At 66.8% G+C, this 21531-nt stretch carries 19 protein-coding genes; 12 read left to right on the plus strand and 7 right to left on the minus strand.

The genetic code is table 11. The features are described 5' to 3' along the window. Nucleotides 1–92 precede the first annotated feature (92 nt). Nucleotides 93–2072, plus strand: a complete 1980-nt coding sequence (locus A5740_RS08905) for a CocE/NonD family hydrolase (RefSeq protein ID WP_083653980.1) — start codon at nt 93–95, stop codon at nt 2070–2072. A gap of 89 nt (nt 2073–2161) precedes the next feature. Beyond that, nucleotides 2162–3505: an esterase family protein gene (locus A5740_RS08910; protein WP_076193253.1), complete on the plus strand. Its 1344-nt coding sequence runs from the start codon at nt 2162–2164 to the stop codon at nt 3503–3505. Between the two features lie 63 nt (nt 3506–3568). Here the strand turns inward: A5740_RS08910 and A5740_RS08915 are convergent, their stop codons facing one another. The 3 genes from A5740_RS08915 to aspS form a co-directional block, all read right to left on the minus strand. After that, complete coding sequence (locus tag A5740_RS08915; RefSeq protein ID WP_076193254.1) at nt 3569–5197, minus strand: HNH endonuclease signature motif containing protein; 1629 nt, start codon at nt 5195–5197, stop codon at nt 3569–3571. 88 nt (nt 5198–5285) lie between these two features. Then, nucleotides 5286–5747 (minus strand): nitroreductase family deazaflavin-dependent oxidoreductase, encoded by a 462-nt coding sequence (locus A5740_RS08920; protein WP_076193255.1) that lies wholly within the window; start codon nt 5745–5747, stop codon nt 5286–5288. After that, entirely contained in the window at nt 5744–7519 is a 1776-nt protein-coding gene (aspS, locus tag A5740_RS08925; protein WP_076193257.1) for an aspartate--tRNA ligase, read from the minus strand. The genes A5740_RS08920 and aspS overlap by 4 nt, the downstream gene beginning before the upstream one ends. Before the next feature lie 139 nt (nt 7520–7658). On the opposite strand from aspS, the gene A5740_RS08930 reads away from it, so the two are divergent. Continuing rightward, on the plus strand, nt 7659–8162 hold the full coding sequence (locus tag A5740_RS08930; protein WP_076193259.1) for an SRPBCC family protein: 504 nt from the start codon (nt 7659–7661) through the stop codon (nt 8160–8162). Here the strand turns inward: A5740_RS08930 and A5740_RS08935 are convergent. Next, nucleotides 8159–9634, minus strand: a complete 1476-nt coding sequence (locus tag A5740_RS08935; RefSeq protein ID WP_076193330.1) for a carboxylesterase/lipase family protein — start codon at nt 9632–9634, stop codon at nt 8159–8161. The two genes, A5740_RS08930 and A5740_RS08935, sit on opposite strands and share 4 nt — an antisense overlap. A gap of 74 nt (nt 9635–9708) precedes the next feature. Here A5740_RS08935 and A5740_RS08940 point away from each other — a divergent pair, with 74 nt between their 5' ends. The 4 genes from A5740_RS08940 to A5740_RS08955 all read left to right on the plus strand — a co-directional run bounded on the left by A5740_RS08940 (nt 9709) and on the right by A5740_RS08955 (nt 13724). After that, nucleotides 9709–10602 carry a neutral zinc metallopeptidase gene (locus tag A5740_RS08940; protein ID WP_076193261.1) on the plus strand — a complete coding sequence of 298 codons (894 nt, stop codon included), beginning with the start codon at nt 9709–9711 and terminating at the stop codon, nt 10600–10602. Next, a complete protein-coding gene (locus tag A5740_RS08945; RefSeq protein ID WP_076193262.1) occupies nt 10595–12229 on the plus strand; it encodes a DUF885 domain-containing protein in 1635 nt (544 codons plus the stop codon). Before A5740_RS08940 ends, A5740_RS08945 begins: the two co-directional genes overlap by 8 nt. A 101-nt stretch (nt 12230–12330) precedes the next feature. Next, nucleotides 12331–13212 carry an RNA polymerase sigma-70 factor gene (locus tag A5740_RS08950; RefSeq protein WP_076193264.1) on the plus strand — a complete coding sequence of 294 codons (882 nt, stop codon included), beginning with the start codon at nt 12331–12333 and terminating at the stop codon, nt 13210–13212. Then, a complete protein-coding gene (locus A5740_RS08955; protein ID WP_076193266.1) occupies nt 13212–13724 on the plus strand; it encodes an SRPBCC family protein in 513 nt (170 codons plus the stop codon). Before A5740_RS08950 ends, A5740_RS08955 begins: the two co-directional genes overlap by 1 nt. Here the strand turns inward: A5740_RS08955 and A5740_RS08960 are convergent. Next, nucleotides 13654–14547 carry an acyl-CoA thioesterase II gene (locus A5740_RS08960; protein ID WP_076193267.1) on the minus strand — a complete coding sequence of 298 codons (894 nt, stop codon included), beginning with the start codon at nt 14545–14547 and terminating at the stop codon, nt 13654–13656. The two genes, A5740_RS08955 and A5740_RS08960, sit on opposite strands and share 71 nt — an antisense overlap. 14 nt (nt 14548–14561) lie before the next feature. Beyond that, a complete protein-coding gene (locus A5740_RS08965) occupies nt 14562–15395 on the minus strand; it encodes an LLM class flavin-dependent oxidoreductase (protein WP_076193269.1) in 834 nt (277 codons plus the stop codon). 93 nt (nt 15396–15488) lie between these two features. Here A5740_RS08965 and A5740_RS08970 point away from each other — a divergent pair, with 93 nt between their 5' ends. The 5 genes from A5740_RS08970 to A5740_RS08990 all read left to right on the plus strand — a co-directional run bounded on the left by A5740_RS08970 (nt 15489) and on the right by A5740_RS08990 (nt 20428). Then, on the plus strand, nt 15489–16112 hold the full coding sequence (locus tag A5740_RS08970) for a TetR/AcrR family transcriptional regulator (RefSeq protein ID WP_076193332.1): 624 nt from the start codon (nt 15489–15491) through the stop codon (nt 16110–16112). Nucleotides 16113–16236: 124 nt separating this feature from the next. Beyond that, entirely contained in the window at nt 16237–17466 is a 1230-nt protein-coding gene (locus tag A5740_RS08975) for an amidohydrolase family protein (protein WP_076193271.1), read from the plus strand. A gap of 37 nt (nt 17467–17503) precedes the next feature. Further along, the gene (locus A5740_RS08980) at nt 17504–18652 is read left to right on the plus strand and encodes an acyl-CoA dehydrogenase family protein (RefSeq protein ID WP_076193272.1); all 1149 of its coding nucleotides are present in this window, start codon (nt 17504–17506) and stop codon (nt 18650–18652) included. After that, nucleotides 18649–19914, plus strand: coding sequence for an acyl-CoA dehydrogenase family protein (locus A5740_RS08985; RefSeq protein WP_076193274.1), 1266 nt, complete (start codon nt 18649–18651; stop codon nt 19912–19914). The genes A5740_RS08980 and A5740_RS08985 overlap by 4 nt, the downstream gene beginning before the upstream one ends. Before the next feature lie 79 nt (nt 19915–19993). After that, nucleotides 19994–20428, plus strand: coding sequence for an SRPBCC family protein (locus tag A5740_RS08990; RefSeq protein WP_076193276.1), 435 nt, complete (start codon nt 19994–19996; stop codon nt 20426–20428). A 20-nt stretch (nt 20429–20448) separates the two neighbouring features. On the opposite strand, the gene A5740_RS08995 is transcribed toward A5740_RS08990, so the two are convergent. Beyond that, on the minus strand, nt 20449–21459 hold the full coding sequence (locus A5740_RS08995) for an Rv2578c family radical SAM protein (RefSeq protein ID WP_076193277.1): 1011 nt from the start codon (nt 21457–21459) through the stop codon (nt 20449–20451). Nucleotides 21460–21531: the final 72 nt, after the last annotated feature.

The raw sequence follows: 21531 nt of genomic DNA on the forward strand, positions 1-21531 counted from the left end.
CCGTCGCTGCGACTGGACGTCGTGGCGGCGGGCCGCTGGCTTGTCTGGACTCATTAACGTGGAGCCAGGGTCAACACGTCGAGGAGGACGGGATGGCAAACCGGTGGCAGCTTCGGAGGAGCAAGAAGGTGGCCGGGCGGACCACGACCCGCGTCCGTAAACGCACTCCGTCGCCGCTGCAACCGGAATGGACGCCCGGACCGGCCCGCTACGGCGTCGGGATCCACCACAACGTCGCGGTCCGCACCTCGGACGGCACCGTGCTCCGCGTCGACATCCACTATCCGACGATCCCGGAGACCGGTGCACCGGCGCCGGGCCCCTTCCCGGTCCTGCTGTCCATCACCCCTTACGGGAAGAAGGCTCCACCGCCGGCCGCCCAGATCGGCGGCGGGGCGACGCCCTACCTGATCCGGCGTGGCTACATCGAGGTGATGGCCGATGTGCGCGGCACCGGCGCCTCCGGCGGATCGTTCGAGATGCTGGGTGCCGTACAGGTTTCCGATGGTGTCGACCTGGTGAATTGGGCTGCACGGCTGCCGAATTCGAATGGCCGGGTCGGCATGTTCGGAATCTCCTATCTCGCGGCCAACCAACTGCTCACCGCTGCGGCAGTCGGCCCCGATTCGCCGCTGAAGGCGATCTTCCCGGTGATGGCCGCCAACGATTTCTATCGCGACGTGGTCACGATGGGCGGGGTGCCGCACATGCGTACGGTGCGGGCCTATGGTGCGGTCTATTCACTGCTCAACGTCGTCAACCCGGTCCTGGAGTTCGCCAAGCGCGGCGCCCATGAGCGTCCCCGGGTCGGTGGCCTGGCCGCGGTCCGTCAGCGCGGGCGCGACCAACGCCAGTATTTCCGCACGATGATCGCCGATGCCGCAGCCGGCGGCGACACCGCTTTCGACGGCCCGTTCTGGGACTCCATGCGGGCATCGGACGTGCTACCCGACATTGCGCGCAACCAGGTTGCCGTCTTCCTGGTCGGCGGCTGGCACGACGCTTTCCAGCGTGGCGCCCCGCTGAACTATGTCGCGCTGCAGAACGCCTACGCGGGGCGTCCATCGCACGTCCCGATGCAGCCGGGCCAGCCGCTGTCCGAGCGCGTGCAGTTGATCATGGGCCCCTGGTATCACGTGTCGGATCTCGACGGCCTGCATCTGCATGCGTTGCAATTGCGGTGGTTCGACCGTTGGCTCAAGGACGATGCGTCTGCCGCGGTGACCGGTGCGCCGATCCGCTTCCAGGCCATCGGCAGCTCGGATTGGTTCCAGGCCGAGGACTATCCGTTTCCTGAAGCCACACCGACGCGGCTCTTTTTGGCCGAAGGGGGCCACCTCACCACCGAACCGGCGGCCGAGCCGACCGAAGCCACCTTGCGTTATACGGTGCGCGGTCCGATCTCCGGTCGCAGCCTGGAGCAGTGGAGCCTGGGTATGGGCAGCTTCATGGCCTCCCAGACCGGTCGCCGGATCAGCTACGACCTGGACAACCGGCGACTGCAGCGAGAAGCACTGACCTACACCACAAGTGAATTCGCCGAAGCCCGACTCATCGCCGGCCCGGTCACTTTGACCGTTCACGCGACGGCCGACACCACCGAGACGCTGTGGGTGGCCCACCTCGATGACGTCGCACCCGACGGAGCCAGCCGACCGCTGACCCAGGGCGCCTTGCTGGGCTCGCATCGCGCGTTGGATCCCGAGACGACGTGGTACTCGGCCGCCGGTCCCGACAGTCTTGCCGGTCGCGATGGGCAGGTGCTGCGGCCGCACCACATCAGTACTCGCGACGCCGCACAGGCTGTGGTCCCCGGTGAGCTGACGCGCTACGACCTGGAAATCTTCCCCACCGCAGCGCTGATCGCGCCGGGCCATCGGCTGCGGTTGACGCTGACCACCTACGACTTTCCGCATCTGGTGCCCACGCGGCCGGCCCGCCAGGCCCTCGCCGGTGGCACCTACCTGCTCCATCAGGGAGGCCCGTCACCATCGAGCCTGCTCATCCCCGTCGCCGACCCGGCGGCGTTCAGCCCGGACGAGTCCCGCGGCTTCGGAACCGAATCACCTTGATAACGGAGGGGTTACGCCGGGCGCGGCCCTGGTGTCGGGTGCCCGGGCGTTGTTAGCGTGCCGGTGTGAGACTGAGATTGTTCGGTCGGATGGCGCGCCGCGCAGCGGCAATGGTGACGGCGGGTTCGGTGATTGCCGGGCTCGGTATCGTCGGGATCACCGGGTCGACGCCGACCGCAGCGGCGTATTCGCGCGACGGCCTGCCCGTGGAACGGTTACAAGTGCCCTCGGCGGCGATGGGCCGTGACATCACGGTGCAGTTCCAGGGCGGCGGGCCGCACGCGCTGTACCTACTCGACGGGTTGCGCGCACAGGACGACGCCAACGGCTGGGACATCAACACCGCGGCGTTCGAGTGGTTCTACCAGTCCGGCATCTCGGTAGTCATGCCCGTCGGCGGGCAGTCCAGCTTCTACAGCGACTGGTACCGCCCGGCCGCCGGCAGCGCCGGCACCACCACCTACAAGTGGGAGACCTTCCTGACCCAGGAGCTGCCGGCCTACCTGGCCGCCAAGCGCGACGTGGCGCCGACCGGCAACGCTGTGGTCGGATTGTCGATGTCCGGTGGTGCGGCGCTGACCCTGGCGATCTGGCATCCCACCCAGTTCATCTTCGCCGGAGCGCTGTCCGGCTTCCTGAATCCCTCACAAGGCTTGTGGCCCACGATGATCGGCTTCGCCATGAAGGACGCCGGCGGCTACAACGCCACCGACATGTGGGGCACCTCCAACGATCCCGCCTGGCGACGCAACGACCCGATGGTCAACGTCAACCGCCTCGTGGCCAACAACACCGCGATCTGGGTGTATTGCGGTAACGGTGTCCCCTCGGAGCTCGACGGGCCCGGCGGCAACTTCGGCACGTTGTACAGCGCGCAGTTCCTGGAGAACATCACCATCAACACCAACAAGGAGTTCCAGCAGAAGTATGTCGCCGCGGGCGGTCGCAACGCGGTGTTCAACTTCCCGCCGAACGGAACGCACAACTGGAACTACTGGGGTTCGCAGTTGCAACAGATGAAGCCCGACCTCCTGCGGGTGCTCAACCAGAACGCGGCCGCGGCTGCCGCTGCAGCGAATCCGGCGCCGGCAGCGCCCGCGGTGCCAGGTGCCGCTGGGGTGCCAGGTGTCGCTGGGGTGCCAGGCGCACCGGTCGTTCCGGGAGCGGCCGGGGTACCGGGAGCGGCCGGGGTACCGGGAGTCGCCGGGGCTCCGGGAGTGGCTGCCGCCCCGGCTCCGGCGGCCGGTTTGCCGAGTGCTCCCCTTCCGGCGGGCGCCCTGCCAGCTGCGACCGTGCCGGCTGCGACCGTGCCGGCTGCGAGAGTGCCCGTCGCGAGAGTCCCCGCGGCAATTCCGGCAGCGAACGCACCTACCGCGCTGGCGCCTGGTCTGAGCCTGCCGCCAGTGACCCGACCTGTCGTAGCGCCGCGATAGTTCAACGGCGCAAGCAACTCTCGCGCAAGCAGCCGCCAGACCGCTCCGCAATCGTGTGAGGGTCTAGAAGGGTGGGTCATCGCCGCCGTCTTCGGTGTTGAGTCTGCGTTCGGCGTTGATGCGTTGGGTGCGGGTTTGTTGGCGGGTGCGGGTGCGGGTGGGCATTTTGAGGTCGCGCTGGGCCGGTGGTGTGGGCACCGGCCCAGTCTGTGGCGGTGTTGGTGTTGGTGGTGTTGGTGGTGGTGTTGTTGGTGGTGGTGGTGTTGGTGGTGGTGTTTGGGTGTGCCAGTGCGGGAAGAGGATCTGGCTGAACGGGGTGGTGCGGTAGGTCTGTCCGGTGGGTGCAGTCCAGGTGTGGCTGCCGTCGGGGTGTTGCAGGTCGGTCCAGCCACCGTCTGCGGCCGGGAAGGTCTTGAGTAGGTGATGGGTTCGGCATTTGGCACCGAGGTTGCCTGGATGCGTGGGCCCTTGCGGCCAGGCGACGCAGTGGTCGAGGTCGCAATGTGGGGCAGCCACGCCGCAGCCGGGGAACATGCACCGCATGTCGCGCAATCGCACGAACGCGGCCAGTTTCGCTGAGGGCCGGTAATGGTTTTGGGCACCCAAGTCCGCGGCGTCGGTGAGGGGTTTGACGGTGGCGCCGGTGGCGATCAACTCGGCCAGCACCGGGGCCGGCACGATCCCGCCGCCGACGATGACTGCGGGACTGCCGGCGACGGCCGGGATGTCATCGGCAATGAAGTTCGTCGAGTCGCCGTGCAAGCGGGCATCCCGCGGCGCCTCGGCCATCACCTTCTCCGCGGGCCCGGTGTCGTGGGCGGGCCCGGTGGTGTCGTGGGCGGGCCCGGCCTGGCCGTCGTTGTCCTGTGAGGCGGGTGCGTGGTGGGGCAGCTGATCGGTCAGCAGGTGGATCATCACGTTGGTCGAGCGGGGGTCAGCACCGGTGGCGGGGCATTGGGGGCTTCCGCACTGGCAGGTCAACCGCCCCGCTCCGACGGCCAACGCCCCCAACGCATCGGCGCGACGCTGGGCCATGGTCCGCGGATCGGCCTCACACACTGTCCGGGCCATCTCGGTCAGCGCTTTTTTCAACAGGGCGGCATCGGTGGCCAGCAATCGGCCCCAGATCGACACGGTGCCATGCGGGTCGTCGACGTCACCGAAGTTGACCTCACGACTCCGCGCGGCGGTACGGCCACGACGCAGCGCGGCGGGCTCAAACTTTTCCACCCACACGTCGATGGCCTGTTCAGCCTTGTCCACCGACAACGCACCGTAACTGTGGGCGGTGCCGGCCAATGCGGTATCGACCAGTTCCAACGCCTCGGGATCGAGGATGTTTTGGGTGTGCCAGGTGATGGCGGCGATCACTTTCGCCGAGACTTCACCCCGGGCGAAGACCGCCGCCACTTTCGGTAACCGTTGCCGCAACGCTTGGGCGATCCGCATCTGCCCCGAGGCCTGGTGCCGGCTCACATTGCACGCCGCGCTGACCGCCGCGGCCGCGATCTCCCACCCGTCGATCGCCGAATACGCCGACACGTCGTCTTCGTCGTCGCAGTGGCGGGCCACGACTTCTCCGATCAAGGCCAACCGCTGCGCGGCGGCGACCGCCTCAGCCCGGGTTCGGTGCTCCAGCGCGCCGATCAGCGCCGCGTCGGTGAGCGACGCCGGATCGAGCAACTCGAACATACGTTCGATAATAGGCCGTTACTTGCAGGTCAGCAACCATTTTCTTGTGGTCGCTGAATTGTCGCTCGCCAGGCGGGCAAATTCTGATCTACAGCCGTTGGAGTTCGAACAGTGGGATCGCCCGCGTGGTCTTCGATTGGTATTCCGCGAAGACCGGGGCACGCTCGACGATCTTCGGGTAGGTGGCGTCGCGCTCGTCGGCCGGCAATTCACGGGCCGTGACGTCGTAGGCGTCGGTGCCGACCTCGATGCGGGCCTGCGGATGGGCCCGCAGGTTGTGCACCCACGCCGGGTCCTTGGGGCCGCCGGCATAGGAGCCGACTATCAGGACCTTGCCGTCGACATCCAGGTAGGCCAGCGGTGACAGCCGGGATTGACCCGACTTGGCTCCCTTGGTGTGCAGGAGCAACAGCGTGCCACCCTCGAAGGGGCCACCCACCTTGCCGCCGTTGGCACGAAACTCCTCGACCACGTTGCGGTTGAAGTCGTCGAGGGCCGCCACGTCGGCGACCAGCTCACTCTTGTCGAAGTCCGAATCGATCTCGCTCATGACTTCTTGAGCTCCCCCGGCTTGGCGTCTATTCCCGATTCCTTACGCTGCTGCGGGGTGATCGGCGCCGGCGCATCGGTCAGCGGGTCGACCCCGCCACCGGACTTGGGGAACGCGATGACCTCACGGATCGAGTCCACCCCGGCCAGCAGCGCGGTGATGCGGTCCCAGCCGAAGGCGATGCCGCCGTGTGGGGGTGCACCAAAGGCGAAGGCGTCCAACAGGAATCCGAATTTGTCCTGCGCTTCGTCGTGGTCGATGCCCATCATGGCGAACACCCGCTCCTGCAGGTCGCGCCGGTGGATACGGATCGAGCCGCCGCCGATCTCGTTGCCGTTGCAGACGATGTCGTAGGCATCCGACAGCGCCCTGCCGGGATCGGTGTCGAACGTGCCCTCCGATTCGGGCTTCGGCGCGGTGAAGGCGTGGTGGACGGCCGTCCAGGCACCCGATCCCACCGCCACGTCGCCCGAGGCCGTCGCCTCGTCGGCGGTCTCGAACATCGGGAAATCCACCACCCAGGTGAACGCCCACACTGCCGGGTCGATCAGGTCGAGGCGCTTGGCGATCTCGATACGCGTCGCGCCCAGCAGGGCTCGTGCGCCCCGCGCCGGCCCGGCGGCGAAGAACACGCAGTCCCCCGGCTTGGCGCCGACGTGGGCCGCCAAGCCCTCGCGCTCGGCGTCGGTGAGGTTCTTGGCCACCGGCCCGCCCAGGCTGCCGTCTTCGCCGATCAGCACATAAGCCAGGCCCTTGTGCCCGCGTTGCTTGGCGAACTCCTGCCAACCGTCGAGAGTGCGGCGCGGCTGCGACGCCCCGCCGGGCATGACGACGGCGCCGACGTAGGGCGCCTGGAACACCCGGAACGGGGTGTCCTTGAAGTACTCGGTGCACTCGACGAGTTCCACCGCGAACCGCAGGTCGGGCTTGTCGGAGCCGAATCGGCGCATCGCCTCTTCGTAACTGATCCGCGGCAACGGCAGCGGCAGGTCGTAACCGATGGTCGACCACACCGCGCGCAGCACCTCTTCGGCGATCCCCATCACATCGTCGGCGTCGACGAAGCTCATCTCCATGTCGAGCTGGGTGAACTCCGGCTGGCGGTCGGCGCGGAAATCCTCATCCCGGTAGCACCGGGCAATCTGGTAGTAGCGCTCCATACCCGCCACCATGAGCAGCTGCTTGAACAGCTGCGGGCTCTGCGGCAGCGCGTAGAACGAGCCGGGCTGCAGGCGCGCGGGCACCAGGAAGTCGCGGGCCCCCTCCGGCGTCGAGCGCGTGAGCGTCGGGGTCTCGATCTCGACGAAATCGTGCTCGGCCAGCACACCGCGCGCGGCCGCATTCACCTTGGAACGCAACCGGATTGCCTGCCCCGGACCCTCGCGACGCAGATCGAGGTAGCGGTACTTGAGCCGGGCTTCCTCGCCGGCGGTCTCGTCGAGCTGGAACGGCAGCGGGGCACTCTCGGACAACACGGTCAGCGAGGTGGAGTTGACCTCGATCTGCCCCGTCGGGATGTCGGGGTTCTCGTTGCCCTCGGGCCGTACCTCGACGACGCCGGTGACCGCGATACAGAACTCGGCGCGCAACCGATGCGCCGCAGCGAGCACGTCACCCTCGCGAAACACCACCTGCGACACGCCCGACGCGTCGCGCACGTCGATGAAGATCACGCCGCCGTGGTCACGGCGGCGTGCCACCCACCCCGCCAATGTGACCGTTTGACCGGCATCCGCGGGCCGCAACGAACCGGCGGCATGACTGCGCAGCACGAATACTCCTGAATGTTGACTGGTGGGACGACTGACCAGTCTAGAGACCCGGCCCGCGCCGCCGGCGCACTGCTCATCGATATCGGGACCGGGCCGGGGATGCCACTCGAGTAGACACTCTCACCTAGTCTGTCTACCCATGGCCCGGACCTACCCGTGCGAGCGCGTCGAGTTGGACTTCATCGACCGTGCGCCGTTCCGCTTCATCAGCACCGTCGACCTCGCGATCACCCCCGAGCAACTGTTCGAGGTCCTCGGCGATGCGAGTTCGTGGCCGCAGTGGGCCACCGTCATCACCAACGTGGAGTGGACGAGCCCCGAACCGCGCGGTGTGGGCACCACCCGTACCGTCACGATGCGCGGACACATCGTCGGCGACGAGGAATTCTTGGCCTGGGAACCTTTCACCCACATGGCTTTCCGGTTCAACACCAGCACCTCGAACGCGATCTCTGCCTTCGCCGAGGACTACCGCGTCGTGGAAACCGCCGAAGGTTGCCACCTCACCTGGGTCATGGCATTGAAACCCAACGGGCTCCTCGGACGGCTCGGCATGACCGTGGGCCGGCCGGTGATGGCGTGGATGTTCCAGCGCTTCCTGCACAACCTGCGCCGCTATACCGACCAGCGCTACAACACCTAGACGAGGTCCTGCCACACCGTGCGCCGGACCGCATCCGGATCGGCGACGGTCTCGTCACGCGCAGACCGGATCACCCGCGTCAGCCGCTGATCGACGTCGTAGTGCGGCCAGTCGGCCACCTCGGCGGTGGCGAAATCGAGCCAGGTGCGTTGCATCCGCCGCCCCACCGACGGTTGGACCCGCCGGCCCAACGGATGCAGCTTGCGGCCCAGGTAGGACCCGTAGCTGTGCTGGATGTGCACGATCTCGCTACCGTGGGTGGCTCCGAGCCCCAGCACCTTGAGCGTCCAGGTGGTGTGGTCGAACCGGTAGACGTGGGTGTGTGCGTGGACGCTGTAAGCGTCGGCGAATGCCCACGTCGGGGCGCTGAACATGACGTCGGAACCGAATGCCACCAGTGCCCGGCGACGCGGGAAGTCCGGATAGCCGGCCAGGATCCGCTCCCGGACGTGCGGGGGCTGCCGACGGAAATAATCTTCGACGCCGGCAAGGGTGGTCGGCAGCATCGGCGGCTTGCCCCAGGCGAACATCGACGCCTCGTGGCTGTTGGTGCCGATGATCAGCGGCACCGGCGTCACCGCTGCGGCCCGGGCAGCCTCGATCGGGTGCAGCGGCAGCAGGTCCACGCCGTGGGTCAGCCCGTAGGCCAACGTCGGAGTGTGCTGCGCGCTCTCCAATTGCAGCTGACCGGCGGCCCGTCGCAACTGACGCTGCGGCAACACCTTGAGCTGCTCGGCCCCGACGCCGAGCAGCTGCATGAAGCGACGCGATTGACGGGCCCGGTCCTCGCGGTCGGCGATCAGCGGCAGCGCCGGGCTCTGCGCGATTGCCCTGGTGAACAGTCCGTCGGCGGCCGGGCTGGCCAGCAGCGCCAACACCGAAGTGGCACCGGCCGATTCACCGAACACCGTCACCTGCGCGGGATCACCGCCGAATGCCGCGATGTTGTCGCGCACCCATCGCAGCGCGGCGATCTGGTCGCGCAGACACAGATTGTCGTCGAACCCCTCCCCCAGGTCGCCGAGCTCGAACCCGCCGAACACGCCGAGCCGGTAGGTGACATTGACGACGACCACATTGCCGTTGGCGGCCAGCCGCGAACCGTTGTACAGCTGAAGTTGTCCGGCCCCGTAGACGAACGCCCCGCCGGGGATCCACACCATGACCGGTAGCGATCCACCGGTGTCCGGAGACCAGACCGTGAGGGTCAGGCACGCCTCGTCGCGGACCTTGGGGTCGTCGCGGCCTCCCCCGACGAACGAACGTCCCTGCGGCGGCAACGGTCCGTGCTCGACGGCGTCACGTATGCCGGTCCAGGGCACCACGGGCTGCGGTGCGAGGAAGCGCAACGCACCGACGGGTTGTTGGGCGTACTCCACGCCCCGCCATACGCTGACCCCGCCTTCACGGGCGCCGCGTAGCTGCCCATGCGAGGTGTGGGCGAGGGTCGGATGTTCCGCGACGACGGACACGCCTGAATCGTAGTGTGGGAAGCTGAACGGGCTGTGGAGCACCGACCTACCGCCGAAAGCGATGGAGTGATGCGATGACCTTCAACGAGGGTATGCAGATCGACACGAGCACCACTTCCAGTTCCGGTGGTGGTCGGGGCCCGGGCCGCGGCATCGCGATCGGCGGTGGTCTCGGCGGCCTGATCATCGTCGTGCTCGCCATGTTCCTGGGTGTCGATCCGGGAACGGTGCTGCCCCAGCAACAGCAGCAAACGGACACCAGCGGTATCGGGGGTGAGGGTTTCGACCTGAGCCAGTGCAAGACCGGCGCCGATGCCAACGAGAAGGTCGAGTGCCGCGTGGTCGCCACCGGCAACTCGGTGGACGGCGTGTGGCAGCAGCTACTCAAGGGATACACCCGTCCGCACGTCCGATTGTTCAAGGGCCAGGTGCAGACCGGGTGCGGTCCGGCCACCAGTGACGTCGGGCCGTTCTACTGCCCGGTGGACCGCACCGCGTATTTCGACACGGACTTCTTCCAGGTGCTCGTCGACCGGTTCGGTTCCAGCGGAGGCCCGCTCGCGCAGGAATACGTGGTCGCCCACGAGTTCGGCCACCACGTGCAGAACCTCCGCGGCGTGCTCGGCCGGGCCCAGCAGGACCCCGAGGGCGCCACCGGCGGCGGAGTCCGCACCGAACTGCAGGCCGACTGTTACGCCGGCGTGTGGGCACACTACGCGTCGATCACCCGACAGGAGGGCACCGACGTGCCGTTCCTGGAACCGCTGAGCGACAAGGACATCGCCGATGCGCTGTCCGCGGCCTCCTCGGTGGGCGATGACCGTATCCAGGCCGCGGCGACCGGGCGGGTCAACCCCGAAGCCTGGACCCACGGTTCCTCCGAACAACGGCAGAAGTGGTTCACCATCGGCTATCAGACCGGTGACCCGAACAAGTGCGACACCTTCGCCACCAACAACCTTGGCTAGGCCCGCCACCGCCGTCGACGCGGTAGCCGAGCGCTACCTCGACACGTACGCGCGCCTGGATCCTTGTGCCGCAACAGAGCTGGGCATCACCGGCCACGACGACGACCTGACCGACTACTCCCCGCAGGGAGTCGCAGCACGGGCGGAGGCCGCGCGAGTCACGCTGGCCGAGCTCGACGGGGTCCGACCGGTCGACGAGGTCGACGTGGTCACCGTGGCTGCGCTGCGTGAACGTCTCGGCGCCATCGTCGACCTCCACGACGCCGGGCTCGACCTCGGCGAGCTCAACGTCATCGCCTCACCGCTGCAGACCATGCGCGATGTGTTCGACCTGATGGCCACCGACACCGAGGACGACTGGGCGCTGATCTCCGCCAGGTTGGCCAAGGTACCCGAGCGCGCCGACGGTTACGCCCAGGCGCTGCGGGAAACTGCCCGCGCCGGTAACGCCCCGGCCCGACGCCAAGTCACCCGTGGGATCGGCCAGGCTCAGCAGATCGCCCGGTTGTTCGCCGAGATGGGAACAGTTGCAGCGCTGGACAATCCGCGCCTGCAGGCCCAACTGCGACAGCGGGCAGACGCAGCAGCCGACGCGTACCGGCAACTTGGCGAGGCACTGCGCGAGGACGTCGCCCCGCTGGCCCGCGAAGCCGACGCCTGCGGGCGCGACACCTACCGGTTGATGTCACGACAGTTCCTCGGTACCGAGGTAGACCTCGACGAGGCCTACGAGTGGGGCCTGAGCCTGCTCGATGCCGTTGTGGCCGAACAAGAATCGATCGCACAGCAGCTCTACCCCGGGGCCACCGTGGCCGAGACCCTGCATCGGCTCGACGGCGAGGCGCGGTACGTCATCGACGGCACCGAGGCGTTGCAGGCCTGGATGCAGGAGTTGTCCGATCGCGCGGTGGACTCCCTGGCCGGTACCCACTTCGACATCGACGGGCCGCTTCGCACTTTGGAGTGCCGAATTGCGCCGACTCAGACCGGCGGCATCTACTACACCGGTCCATCCGAGGATTGGACGCGACCGGGGCGCATGTGGTGGTCGGTTCCGCCTGGCGTCGGGACGTTCCATACCTGGCAGGAAACCACCACGGTGTTCCACGAAGGCGTCCCGGGCCACCACCTGCAGATCGGCCGTGCGGTGGCGTTGGCCGACCAGCTCAACCGGTGGCGGCGGCTGGGCTGCTGGGTGTCGGGCCACGGTGAGGGTTGGGCCCTGTACGCCGAGCGGTTGATGGCCGAACTCGGCTGGCTCGACGATCCGGGCGATCGGATGGGAATGCTTGATGCCCAACGCTTCCGGGCGGCGCGCGTGGTCATCGACATCGGGGTGCACTGTGGCATGACCGCGCCCGACGGAGAGGTGTGGGACGCCGAGCGGGCCTGGAACTTCCTGACCTCGCATTCGGCGATGGCCCAAGACAATCTGCGCTTCGAACTCGATCGCTACCTCGGCTGGCCGGGGCAGGCCCCGTCGTATGCCATCGGACAACGAATCTGGCACGAACTACGCGACGACGCGCTGCGCCGCGGATCCTCGCTGCGGGAATTCCACAGCCGCGCGCTCGATCTGGGTGGACTGCCGCTCGATGTGCTGAAATCGGCATTGTCGGCCGTCTGACCCACATGTTGTCATGTGATCGGGTTCACAGCCGGAAGCTGTCACGGTTAGGCCTGTGCGCGGTGTCCGAGAGGGTGACCACAACGGCATAGGGGGATCACCTGAACGCGACCGAGATATTCGCCCACCACCGCCCACTGCTGTTCACGCTGGCCTACGAGATTCTCGGTAGCGCCGCCGACGCCGAAGATGTGGTGCAAGACAGCTATCTGCGCTGGATCAACGCCGACGAGGTCACCTACCCACACGCGTACCTCGTCCAGATCGTCACCCGCCAAGCCCTCAATGCCCTGCGCACCAGCAAGCGCCGGCGCGAGGACTACATCGGCAATTGGCTTCCCGAGCCGATCCAGACCGCACCCGATGTCAGCGAGGACGCCGTCCTCGCCGAATCCGTGTCGATGGCCATGCTCCTGGTGCTGGAGACACTCAGCCCCGATGAGCGCGTCGTCTTCGTCCTCAACGAGGTGTTCGGCTACAGCCATCCCGAGATTGCCCGCGTGGTCGGCAAATCCGATGCCACGGTGCGCCAAATCGCCCATCGCGCCCGGGAACACGTGCAGGCCCGACGCCGACGCTTCACGCCCGACGCGCACCTGGCACGGGCCACCGTCACGACGTTTCTGCAGGCCGCCCACACCGGGGACATCGACGGTCTCATCGCCGTGATGGCCCCCGGCGTCGTGGCATTGTCCGACGGCGGCGGTCAGGTCTCCGCTGCACGTCGCCCAATCGTCGGGCCGCAACGGGTCGCCCAGTTCATGGCCGGTCTCGCTCAGGGCAGCATGGCCGGCTTCGACATCTCCTTCGGTGGATACAACTGCCTGCCGGCCATCTTGTTCTGTCGCGGCGGGACGCTGGACTCGGTGCTGCTCGTCGAGGTGACCGACGGATTCATCAGCGCTCTTTACGCGATGCGCAACCCCGACAAACTCCGCGCCGCCGCCACCACCCGCACCTTGACTCGACGCCAGGAGGACTGATGCAGACCGTCACCGTGGAACGCACCATCTACGCGCCGCAGGATGCGGTGTTCGACTTCATGAGCAACGCCGCCAATTTCACCCGTTCCCCGCTGGTGCTTCGGCAGCGCCTGGCCGAACCCGGCCATGACGCGGCCTACGGCCAAGGGGCGCTGCGCATCCTGCTCTGGGCGATCGGTTGGTTCCGGGAACGCGTCACCGACTACGACGCGCCACATTCCTTCGATTACACCGTCGAACGCAGTTTCCCGCCCTCGGAACACCGGCACGGCCGGGTGAGCTTCACCCCGGTGGACGGCGGCACCCACGTGGTGTGGACCACGACGTTCCGGGTCAAGTTCCCGATCGTCGGCGCCGCACTGACCCGCTGGATCGGACGGCCCGCGCTCAGCAAGGTGTTCAACGACGTCATGGATGCCGCCGAGACCGATCTGACGGCAGCTACAACCGCGCGTGCTCGGAGATCTTGGTATCGGTCGTACGCAGCGGGCGGATCAACCCGTCCTGACTGAAGGATGCGATCAACTCACCCTCTTCGGTGTGCACCGCGCCGCGCACATACGACATGCCCGCGCCCACCTGGGTGCTCTCGTGGCTGTACAGCAACCAGCCGTCCCAGCGGACCGGCTCGTGGAAACTCACCGTGACGGTCATCGGCGCGGTCGACACCGTGAGATGCGCCTGGGCGGTGCCGATGCCCTCGTGGGCCCGCATGGTGGTCGAAATGCCCAGGTGCCCGGTGAAGTACGCGATCAGCGCCTTGGCCAGATCGTCACGCGCCGGGACGGGGTCGTAATGCAGCCAGGCATAGAGCTCCGGCGGCCCGACCTCGTCGGGGCTGTTGACGTCGACGACGTCGACCAGTCGCAGCTCCCGTCCGGTCATCGGCATGCGCGAGACGTTGGCATCGGCCGGCCCGGCCACCTGAGGCCGTGGCAGGTGATGGCGGATGACGTCACCGGAGGGCACATCGGCCAAGACCGTGATGGTGATGCAGCGCTTGCCGTTCTGCGAGGCAGTGATCACAGCGGTGGCCGTGGAACGCCCCTCACTGATTACGTCGATGTCGAGAGCTACCGGAGGGCCCACCAGGACGGCCCGGGCGAACACCGCATGAGCGGTGCGAATCGACTTCTCCGGGAAGCGTTTTGCCGCCGCGACGATCGCCGCGCCCAGGATCTGCGTACCCTCCACCACCTGGCGCTCGTCCACCCCGGCGATGCCGCTCGGCACGGTGAAGCGGTTCTCTCCGGCGGGTTCTGCGTCGAACAGGTCGAGCAGCATCTGCAGCGTCCACTGCGTCGGCGCCACGGCAGCCTCGGGTTCTGTGGTCATGTTCTTCCTCTCTGTCACGAGTTGATGACTGTCTCGGCGAATTCTGAAATGGTCTGTGGTGCGGCGAAATCCGCGAACCAGACGTAGAAGCGTTCGACGCCCTGAGCACTCAACCCGGCGAAGTGTTCGGTGAGTTCTGCGGCGTCGCCGCACACCAGCCCGTCACCGAGGTGCCCGAACAGTCGTGTGCTGCGTTCCGTCACCGCTGCCCGGTCGGCCTCGCGGCCCACGAAACCGACCATCTGTTGCAGCGACACGCGGGCCGCACCGACGGTCGGCAGCAACGCGGGCAGGCGATCGAGCTGATGGGACGGAATGTTCCACCAGTCGGCGTGCGTCCGCACCAGCTCCATCATGCGTTTTCCGGTTCCGCCGAGTACCAACGGAATCGAGTGGCTGGGCCCGGGCACCTGCCCACGCTCGTCATCACCCCAGTACTGGCGCAGGCGCTGTAGGGTCTCTCCCAGCCTGCCAACCCGCGCCGCCGCGTCCCCGGTCTCGATTCCGAAACGCTCGAATTCGTGGGGCCAGGAACCCGAACCGAGGCCGAGCTCGAACCGGCCGCCACTGGCCTCCGACAGCGTGACGGCCTGTTTCGCCAGCACTGCCGGATGCCGGAACGCGTCGCACAGAACGAGGTGGCCGATCCGCAGGCGTTCGGTGCATGCCGCCACCCAGGTGCCGACAGTCATTGCCTCCCAGATGCTTTGATGAGTGGCGCCGGGCGCCTCCAGATGATCGATGAACGCGATGCCGTCAAACCCGCCGGCCTCGGCCACCTTCGCTCGTTCGACGATGTCGCCGACATCCAGCCGCACCTGCGGCAGGAAAAGGAACCACTCACTCATCGCTGCAACACATAATCACAAGCCGCCTAATTGCTTCTACCGAACCGGTAACGTCATTCTCGCAAGTGCAGCATGACGGAGGTGATGGGCGCAATGGCTAGGTCGGCCGAACGAGCGTCGGAGACGACACGCGCCGAGGCGCAGGCGGACCGGGCCCGACGCTTCATGAAGTCGGCGCTGGCCATCCTGGGCGAGACCGGACGGACCGACTTCACCGTGCTCGAGGTGGTCGAGCGCTCAAAGACCTCGTTGCGGTCGTTCTACCAGCATTTCTCGACCAAAGACGAGCTGCTCCTGGCGCTCATCGACAAGATCATGGCCGAGTCCACCCAGCGCTGGCGCGCCGACACCGACGGGTTGGCCGGCCCCGAGGCGCTGGAGACCCTCATCGAGCGCATCACGACGCCGGCCTCCTCGAGTATCCAGGACAGCATCAACCGCGGCCTGACCTTCTACAACGACCACCTGGCCGAATCGCTGCCGACGGAATATGCCCGGGTGCTGGCGCCATTGCACCAGCTCATCGGCGACATTCTGCGACGCGGAATCAATGCCGGCGGGTTCCGCTCGGACGTCGACGTGCAGACCACCGCGACGCTCGTCATGCAATCGGTGTTGGGCGCGATGCGCCTGCGCTCCCTCGGAGTGGAGCTCAACGGCACACCCATCGACGGTGCGCAGATCTCGCAGTTCTGCCTCCGCGGCCTGACCCCCTGATCCACGGTGTGGCCAGCGCTTTTCCCGGCCGCTGAGCGATCGCCCGAATCCGATCTTCCCTGCCCGCGCTCCCATGGTAACGTCATTACCAGTTTTGGAAACGTGACTCTTCCAGGAGGCGAACATGCCCTCACGCGAGCTTCCCTATCCGGTGTTCGACGCCGACAACCACTTCTATGAGCCCAAAGAAGCGCTCACCAAGTTCCTGCCCGAGCACCGCAAAGGCGTCATCGACTACATCGATGTCCGCGGCCGCACGAAGATCGTGGTGCGCAACCAGATCAGCGACTACATCCCGAACCCCACGTTCGAGGTGGTCGCCCGACCCGGCGCCCAGGAGGAGTACTTCCGCCACGGCAGCGGCGGCAAAAGCTACCGCGAGGTGATGGGCAAGCCCATGAAGGCCATCCCCGCCTTCCGCAATCCTGAAGCGCGCCTTGAGGTTCTCGACGGCCTGGGCCTGGATTACACGATCATGTTCCCGACGCTGGCGAGCCTCGTCGAGGAACGCCTCAAGGATGACCCGGACCTGATCCTCGACATCATCCACGCCCTCAACGAGTGGATGTACGAGACCTGGCAGTTCAATTACGCCGACCGCATCTTCTCCACCCCGGTCATCAATCTCGGCGTCGTCGACCGAGCCCTCGAAGAGCTCGAGTGGTGTCTGGAGCGCGGCGCCAAGACCGTCTTGGTCCGCCCGGCGCCGGTACCCGGTTACCGCGGCACCCGTTCCATGGGTTTGGAGGAGTTCGACCCGTTCTGGGATGCGTGCGTCAAAGCCGGTATCCCGGTGTGCATGCACGCCTCCGACAGCGGATATGCGCAGTACCTCAACGATTGGGAACCGGCCGACGAGTTCCTGCCGTTCAAGCCGACATCGTTCCGGATGGTCGCGATGGGCAAGCGGCCGATCGAAGACACCATGGCCGCGTTGGTCTGCCACGGGGCGCTGACCCGCAATCCAGATCTGCGCATCCTGTCGGTGGAGAACGGCGCCTCGTGGGTGCCGTATCTGTTCTACCAATTCGAAGACGTGTACTCGAAGATGCCGCAGGAGTTCCCCGAGGACCCGATCCAGGCGTTCAAGCGTGGCGTCTACGTTGCCCCGTTCTGGGAGGACGACTTCAAGAAGATGGCCGACCTGTGCGGCATCGACCGCATCATCTTCGGGTCCGACTGGCCGCACCCCGAGGGCCTGGCCGATCCGATCAACCTCGTCGATGACCTCCAGGCCCACGGCCTGGACGAGGAAGGTGTGCGAAAGGTCATGGGAGGCAACCTCGTCGACCTTTTCAAGGTCGAGAACAAGAAGGTCTACCGGCCCGATGTCCCGGCGCTCGTCCTGACCTGATCCGTCCTCCACTCAACCAAGAAGCTGGGCCGACTACATGACCGATGTGGCAAATCCCGAACAGATGCTGTTCACCTCCACCGCGCAAGCCTTCCTGGAAAAGGAGGTGCCGCTCAGCCGGGTGCGTGGGTTGCACGACGAAGGCAACTCCTTCGACACCCAATGGTGGGGCCGCGCAGCAGAGTTGGGGTGGGCCAGCCTGGTGGTCCCCGAGGAGCTCGGCGGCGGCAGCCCGTCCGGCGACGGTGTCACCGACCTCGCCCTGCTCGCCGAACAGCTGGGCCATGCCGTCACTCCCGGGCCGCTGCATCCGGTGAGCACCGTGCTGGCCGGCCTGGTCGAAGCACCCGGCGGACATGAGGAATTGATCGAATCGCTGGTGTCCGGCGAAACCGTCTCCGCCTGGGCGGTCTACGAGCCCAACCGTCCGTTCGCCCCGGCACTGGCGCAGACCACCGCGACCCGCACCGATTCGGGCTACCGCATCGACGGCGCCAAGGACCGGGTCGAAGCCGGAGACCGCAGCGACACGGTGTTGGTGGTTGCGGTGTGCGACGGTCAGATCCGCCAGTTCGTGGTTCCGACCGATGCTCCCGGAGTCACCGTCACCACCCAGAACTCGGTCGACCTGGTCAAGCGTTACGCCAGGGTGCAGTTCGACGGAGTCGAGGTCGGCGAGGACGCCGCGGTGGGCACCGCCGAGCAGACACCGGCCATCCTCGAACGGCAGCGCCAGGTGGCCCTGGTGCTGCAGTGCGCCGAGATCGTCGGAATCCTCGACGCCGTCCTGACGATGACCAACCAGTGGCTCACCGACCGGCACAGCTTCGGCCGGCCGCTGGCCTCCTACCAGGCCCTCAAGCATCGGGCCGCCGACATGAAGATGTGGTTCGAAGCCGCCCGCGCCACCACCGCAGGGGCCGTGGCAGCGGTGGCCGGCCGCTCCCCCGAGGCGGCCAAGCTCGTGAGTGTGGCGAAAGCGTATGTGGCCGAACGCGCGCCGGTGATGCTTCAGGACTGCGTGCAGTTACACGGCGGCATCGGGGTGACGTGGGAACACGATCTGCATCTGTATCTGCGGCGGGTCGCCCTGTACCGGGCGATGTACGGCTCGCCTGAGGACCACCACCGCGCCGTGTACGCGCTGAGCCGCAAGAACCGCGCAGCCGAGGAAGTTGGGGTATGACCGACACCGTGAGCACCACCGCCACCACAGAATCTGTCGAGGAGTTCGCGCTGCGCGCCCGGACCTGGCTGGCCGAGAACATGCCCTCCATCGACCCGGACAACCCGCCGTTCGCCGTGCGCGCCGAAACCGAATCCTGGGAGCGGGCAAAGGAACTCCAGAAACGACTCTATGAGGGCGGGTTCGCCGGAATCTGCTTCCCGAGCGAGTACGGCGGCCTCGGCCTGGACTACGCGTACCAGAAGGCATTCAACGACGAGTGCGTGAACTACGAGATGCCGTTGATCCTCAACACCCCCTCGTTCACCATCTGCGCCGCGACGATCCTCGACATGGGTAGCGTTGAGCAGAAACGCGAACGCATCTCGGCCGCCATCCGCGGTGACGAGGTGCTCTGCCAGTTGTTGTCCGAACCCAGCGGCGGCTCGGATCTGGCCGGTGTGATCACCCGGGCCGAGCTCCGCGGCGATACGTGGATCATCAACGGCGCCAAGACCTGGAGCACGAGCGCTTTCGCCGCCGACTACGGACTGATGCTGGCCCGCACGGATTGGACGGTGCCCAAACACGAGGGCCTGACCATGTTCCTGGTGCCACTCAATGCGCCTGGCATCACCATGCGCCGCATCACCGAGGTGAACGGTAACGAGGAATTCTGCGAGGAATTCTTCGACAACCTGGAACTCCCCGCGGGTGCTGTGGTGGGTGAGGTCAACGACGGCTGGACAGTCGCCTCGCGTCAGCTCCACCACGAACGTCGTGCCGTCGGCGGCGGATCCGAGTTCGCCAGCGGGACCGGCGCAGAAAACGCCAACGAGATGCCGCCCGACCATGTCGGGCTGGCCGAGGCCACCGGGCAGGGTGACGACGCCCGCGTACAGGACCTGGCCGGCCGGGCCCTGGTGCGTCGAATCGTCAAGAAGCAGCTCATCGATCACGTCGGCAGGGCGATCGGAAACGGTTCACTACCACCGAATGCGGGTACGTTGATCCGGCTGTTCCACGCCGAGACCACCGAGCTCGAGGTCGACACCGCGTTGGCCATCGCCGGCACCGCCGGCGTCGTCGACGAGGGCTCGCCGGATGTACCCGGCCTGCTGGACATCGGGGTGCGCTATCTGTCCCGCCAGACCGGCTCGTTGGGCGGCGGTAGCTCCGAGATGGCCCGCAACGTCATCGGCGAGCGGATCTTGGGCTTCCCGCGCGAGCACGCCGCCGACCGTGGCGTGCCGTTCAATCAGGTGAAGCGCAACAAGAGCTGATTGTCATCTCGGCCGTGAAGCGGACGCATCGACAGGTGTGCCGCGTACGGTAGGTGTCAGCCGACGTAGGGGGGATTCCATGCCCACCATTCATCTGGAACGGGTGATCGCAGCACCGCCCGAGCAGGTCTTCGACTGGATGGCCGACCCGTCGGCGCTGACCACCGCCCCCTTGGTGCTGCGAGCCGGCTGGGTGGCCGGGACTTCAAAACCCGCAGTCGGGGCCGTACGCGCGGTGACCGGAGCCGGCATGTGGTTTCGCGAGGAGATCACCGCCTACGACCGTCCGAACAGTTACTCGTATCTGATCATCGACTCTTTTCCACCGTTCGATCATGACGGCGGCACACTGACTTTCACACCAGACGGCGACGGTACGCATGTCGACTGGACAACGAGCTATACCCATCCCCTGCGCGCCGGCGGTAAGGCATTGGAGGCCCTCAGTTCACGGCTGCTGCCGTGGAACTTCCGCGCCATCTTGACCAACTGCGCCAAGGCGCTGCAAGCCTGACCCGTGCGCAGGCTCTCGAGCTAGAACAGGACCGGGTGCGCCGGTGCCGCGGCTTCACGTACGGCACCGGCGCGCGCCGCGGGCGCTCGCCCGGTCAATCCGTACCGGGCCACCATCGGTGCCACCCGGGTACGAAGCATGTCGCGATAGTCCGGCGGCAGATAGGCTCCGCGCCGGTACAGCCGCTGGTAATCGTTGAGCAGTTCAGGATGTTCGCGCTGCAGCCAGGACATGAACCAGCCGCGCGTCGTCCCCCGCAGATGCAGGCCGAACACCGTCACGCCGGTGGCCCCGGCCGCGGCGATACGCCCGAGCAGATCATCGAGTTGCTCGGCGGAATCGGTGAGATACGGCAACACCGGCGCCACCATCACATGACAGCGCAGTCCTGCCTCGCGAATGGCCGCGATCAGGCCGAGCCGGGCATCAGGTGAGGGAGTTCCCGGCTCGACCTGACGGTGCAGTTCCGCGTCGCCGACCGCCAGTGACACGGCCACGCTGACATCGACGTGATGCGCCGCCTCGGCGATCAACGGCAGGTCCCGTCGCAGCAACGTGCCCTTGGTGAGGATGGAAAACGGTGTACCCGAATCGGCCAGCGCGGCAATGATTCCCGGCATCAAGGCATACCTGCCCTCGGCACGCTGATAAGGATCGGTGTTCGTACCGAGCGCCACCGTCTCACGCGTCCAGGACCGGCGTCGCACCTCGCGCCCCAGCACTTCGGCGACATTGGTCTTCACCACCACCTGGCTGTCGAAATCTGCGCCGCTGTCGAAGTCGAGATATTCATGCGTCGGGCGGGCGAAGCAGTACCGACAGGCATGGCTGCACCCGCGATAGCCGTTGACCGTGAACCGAAACGGTAGTGCCGAAGCTGCCGGCACCTTGTTGAGGGCCGACTTGCAGAGCACCTCATGGAAGGTCATTCCCTCGAACTGCGGCGAGCGGACACTCCGGACGAAGCCAACCCGTTGCAGGCCCGGCAGTGCGCCATCGTCGACTCCGATCGCCTGCCCGTCCCAACGCACACCTCATCGAACATCAGTTCGATCACGATGTCAAGGTAATTCCACACGTGTCGATTGGGCCGCGTCCGCGGA

This window comes from Mycobacterium sp. GA-1841, from assembly GCF_001954135.1.
Taxonomy (GTDB): Bacteria; Actinomycetota; Actinomycetes; order Mycobacteriales; family Mycobacteriaceae; genus Mycobacterium.

Coding starts and splice junctions, on each gene's coding strand:
- A5740_RS08905 (WP_083653980.1), top strand. CDS start 93: ATGGCAAACCGGTGGCAGCTTCGGAGGAGCAAGAAGGTGGCCGGGCGG.
- A5740_RS08910 (WP_076193253.1), top strand. CDS start 2,162: ATGGCGCGCCGCGCAGCGGCAATGGTGACGGCGGGTTCGGTGATTGCC.
- A5740_RS08915 (WP_076193254.1), bottom strand. CDS start 5,197: ATGTTCGAGTTGCTCGATCCGGCGTCGCTCACCGACGCGGCGCTGATC.
- A5740_RS08920 (WP_076193255.1), bottom strand. CDS start 5,747: ATGAGCGAGATCGATTCGGACTTCGACAAGAGTGAGCTGGTCGCCGAC.
- A5740_RS08930 (WP_076193259.1), top strand. CDS start 7,659: ATGGCCCGGACCTACCCGTGCGAGCGCGTCGAGTTGGACTTCATCGAC.
- A5740_RS08940 (WP_076193261.1), top strand. CDS start 9,709: ATGACCTTCAACGAGGGTATGCAGATCGACACGAGCACCACTTCCAGT.
- A5740_RS08955 (WP_076193266.1), top strand. CDS start 13,212: ATGCAGACCGTCACCGTGGAACGCACCATCTACGCGCCGCAGGATGCG.
- A5740_RS08960 (WP_076193267.1), bottom strand. CDS start 14,547: ATGACCACAGAACCCGAGGCTGCCGTGGCGCCGACGCAGTGGACGCTG.
- A5740_RS08965 (WP_076193269.1), bottom strand. CDS start 15,395: ATGAGTGAGTGGTTCCTTTTCCTGCCGCAGGTGCGGCTGGATGTCGGC.
- A5740_RS08970 (WP_076193332.1), top strand. CDS start 15,489: ATGGCTAGGTCGGCCGAACGAGCGTCGGAGACGACACGCGCCGAGGCG.
- A5740_RS08975 (WP_076193271.1), top strand. CDS start 16,237: ATGCCCTCACGCGAGCTTCCCTATCCGGTGTTCGACGCCGACAACCAC.
- A5740_RS08980 (WP_076193272.1), top strand. CDS start 17,504: ATGACCGATGTGGCAAATCCCGAACAGATGCTGTTCACCTCCACCGCG.
- A5740_RS08985 (WP_076193274.1), top strand. CDS start 18,649: ATGACCGACACCGTGAGCACCACCGCCACCACAGAATCTGTCGAGGAG.
- A5740_RS08990 (WP_076193276.1), top strand. CDS start 19,994: ATGCCCACCATTCATCTGGAACGGGTGATCGCAGCACCGCCCGAGCAG.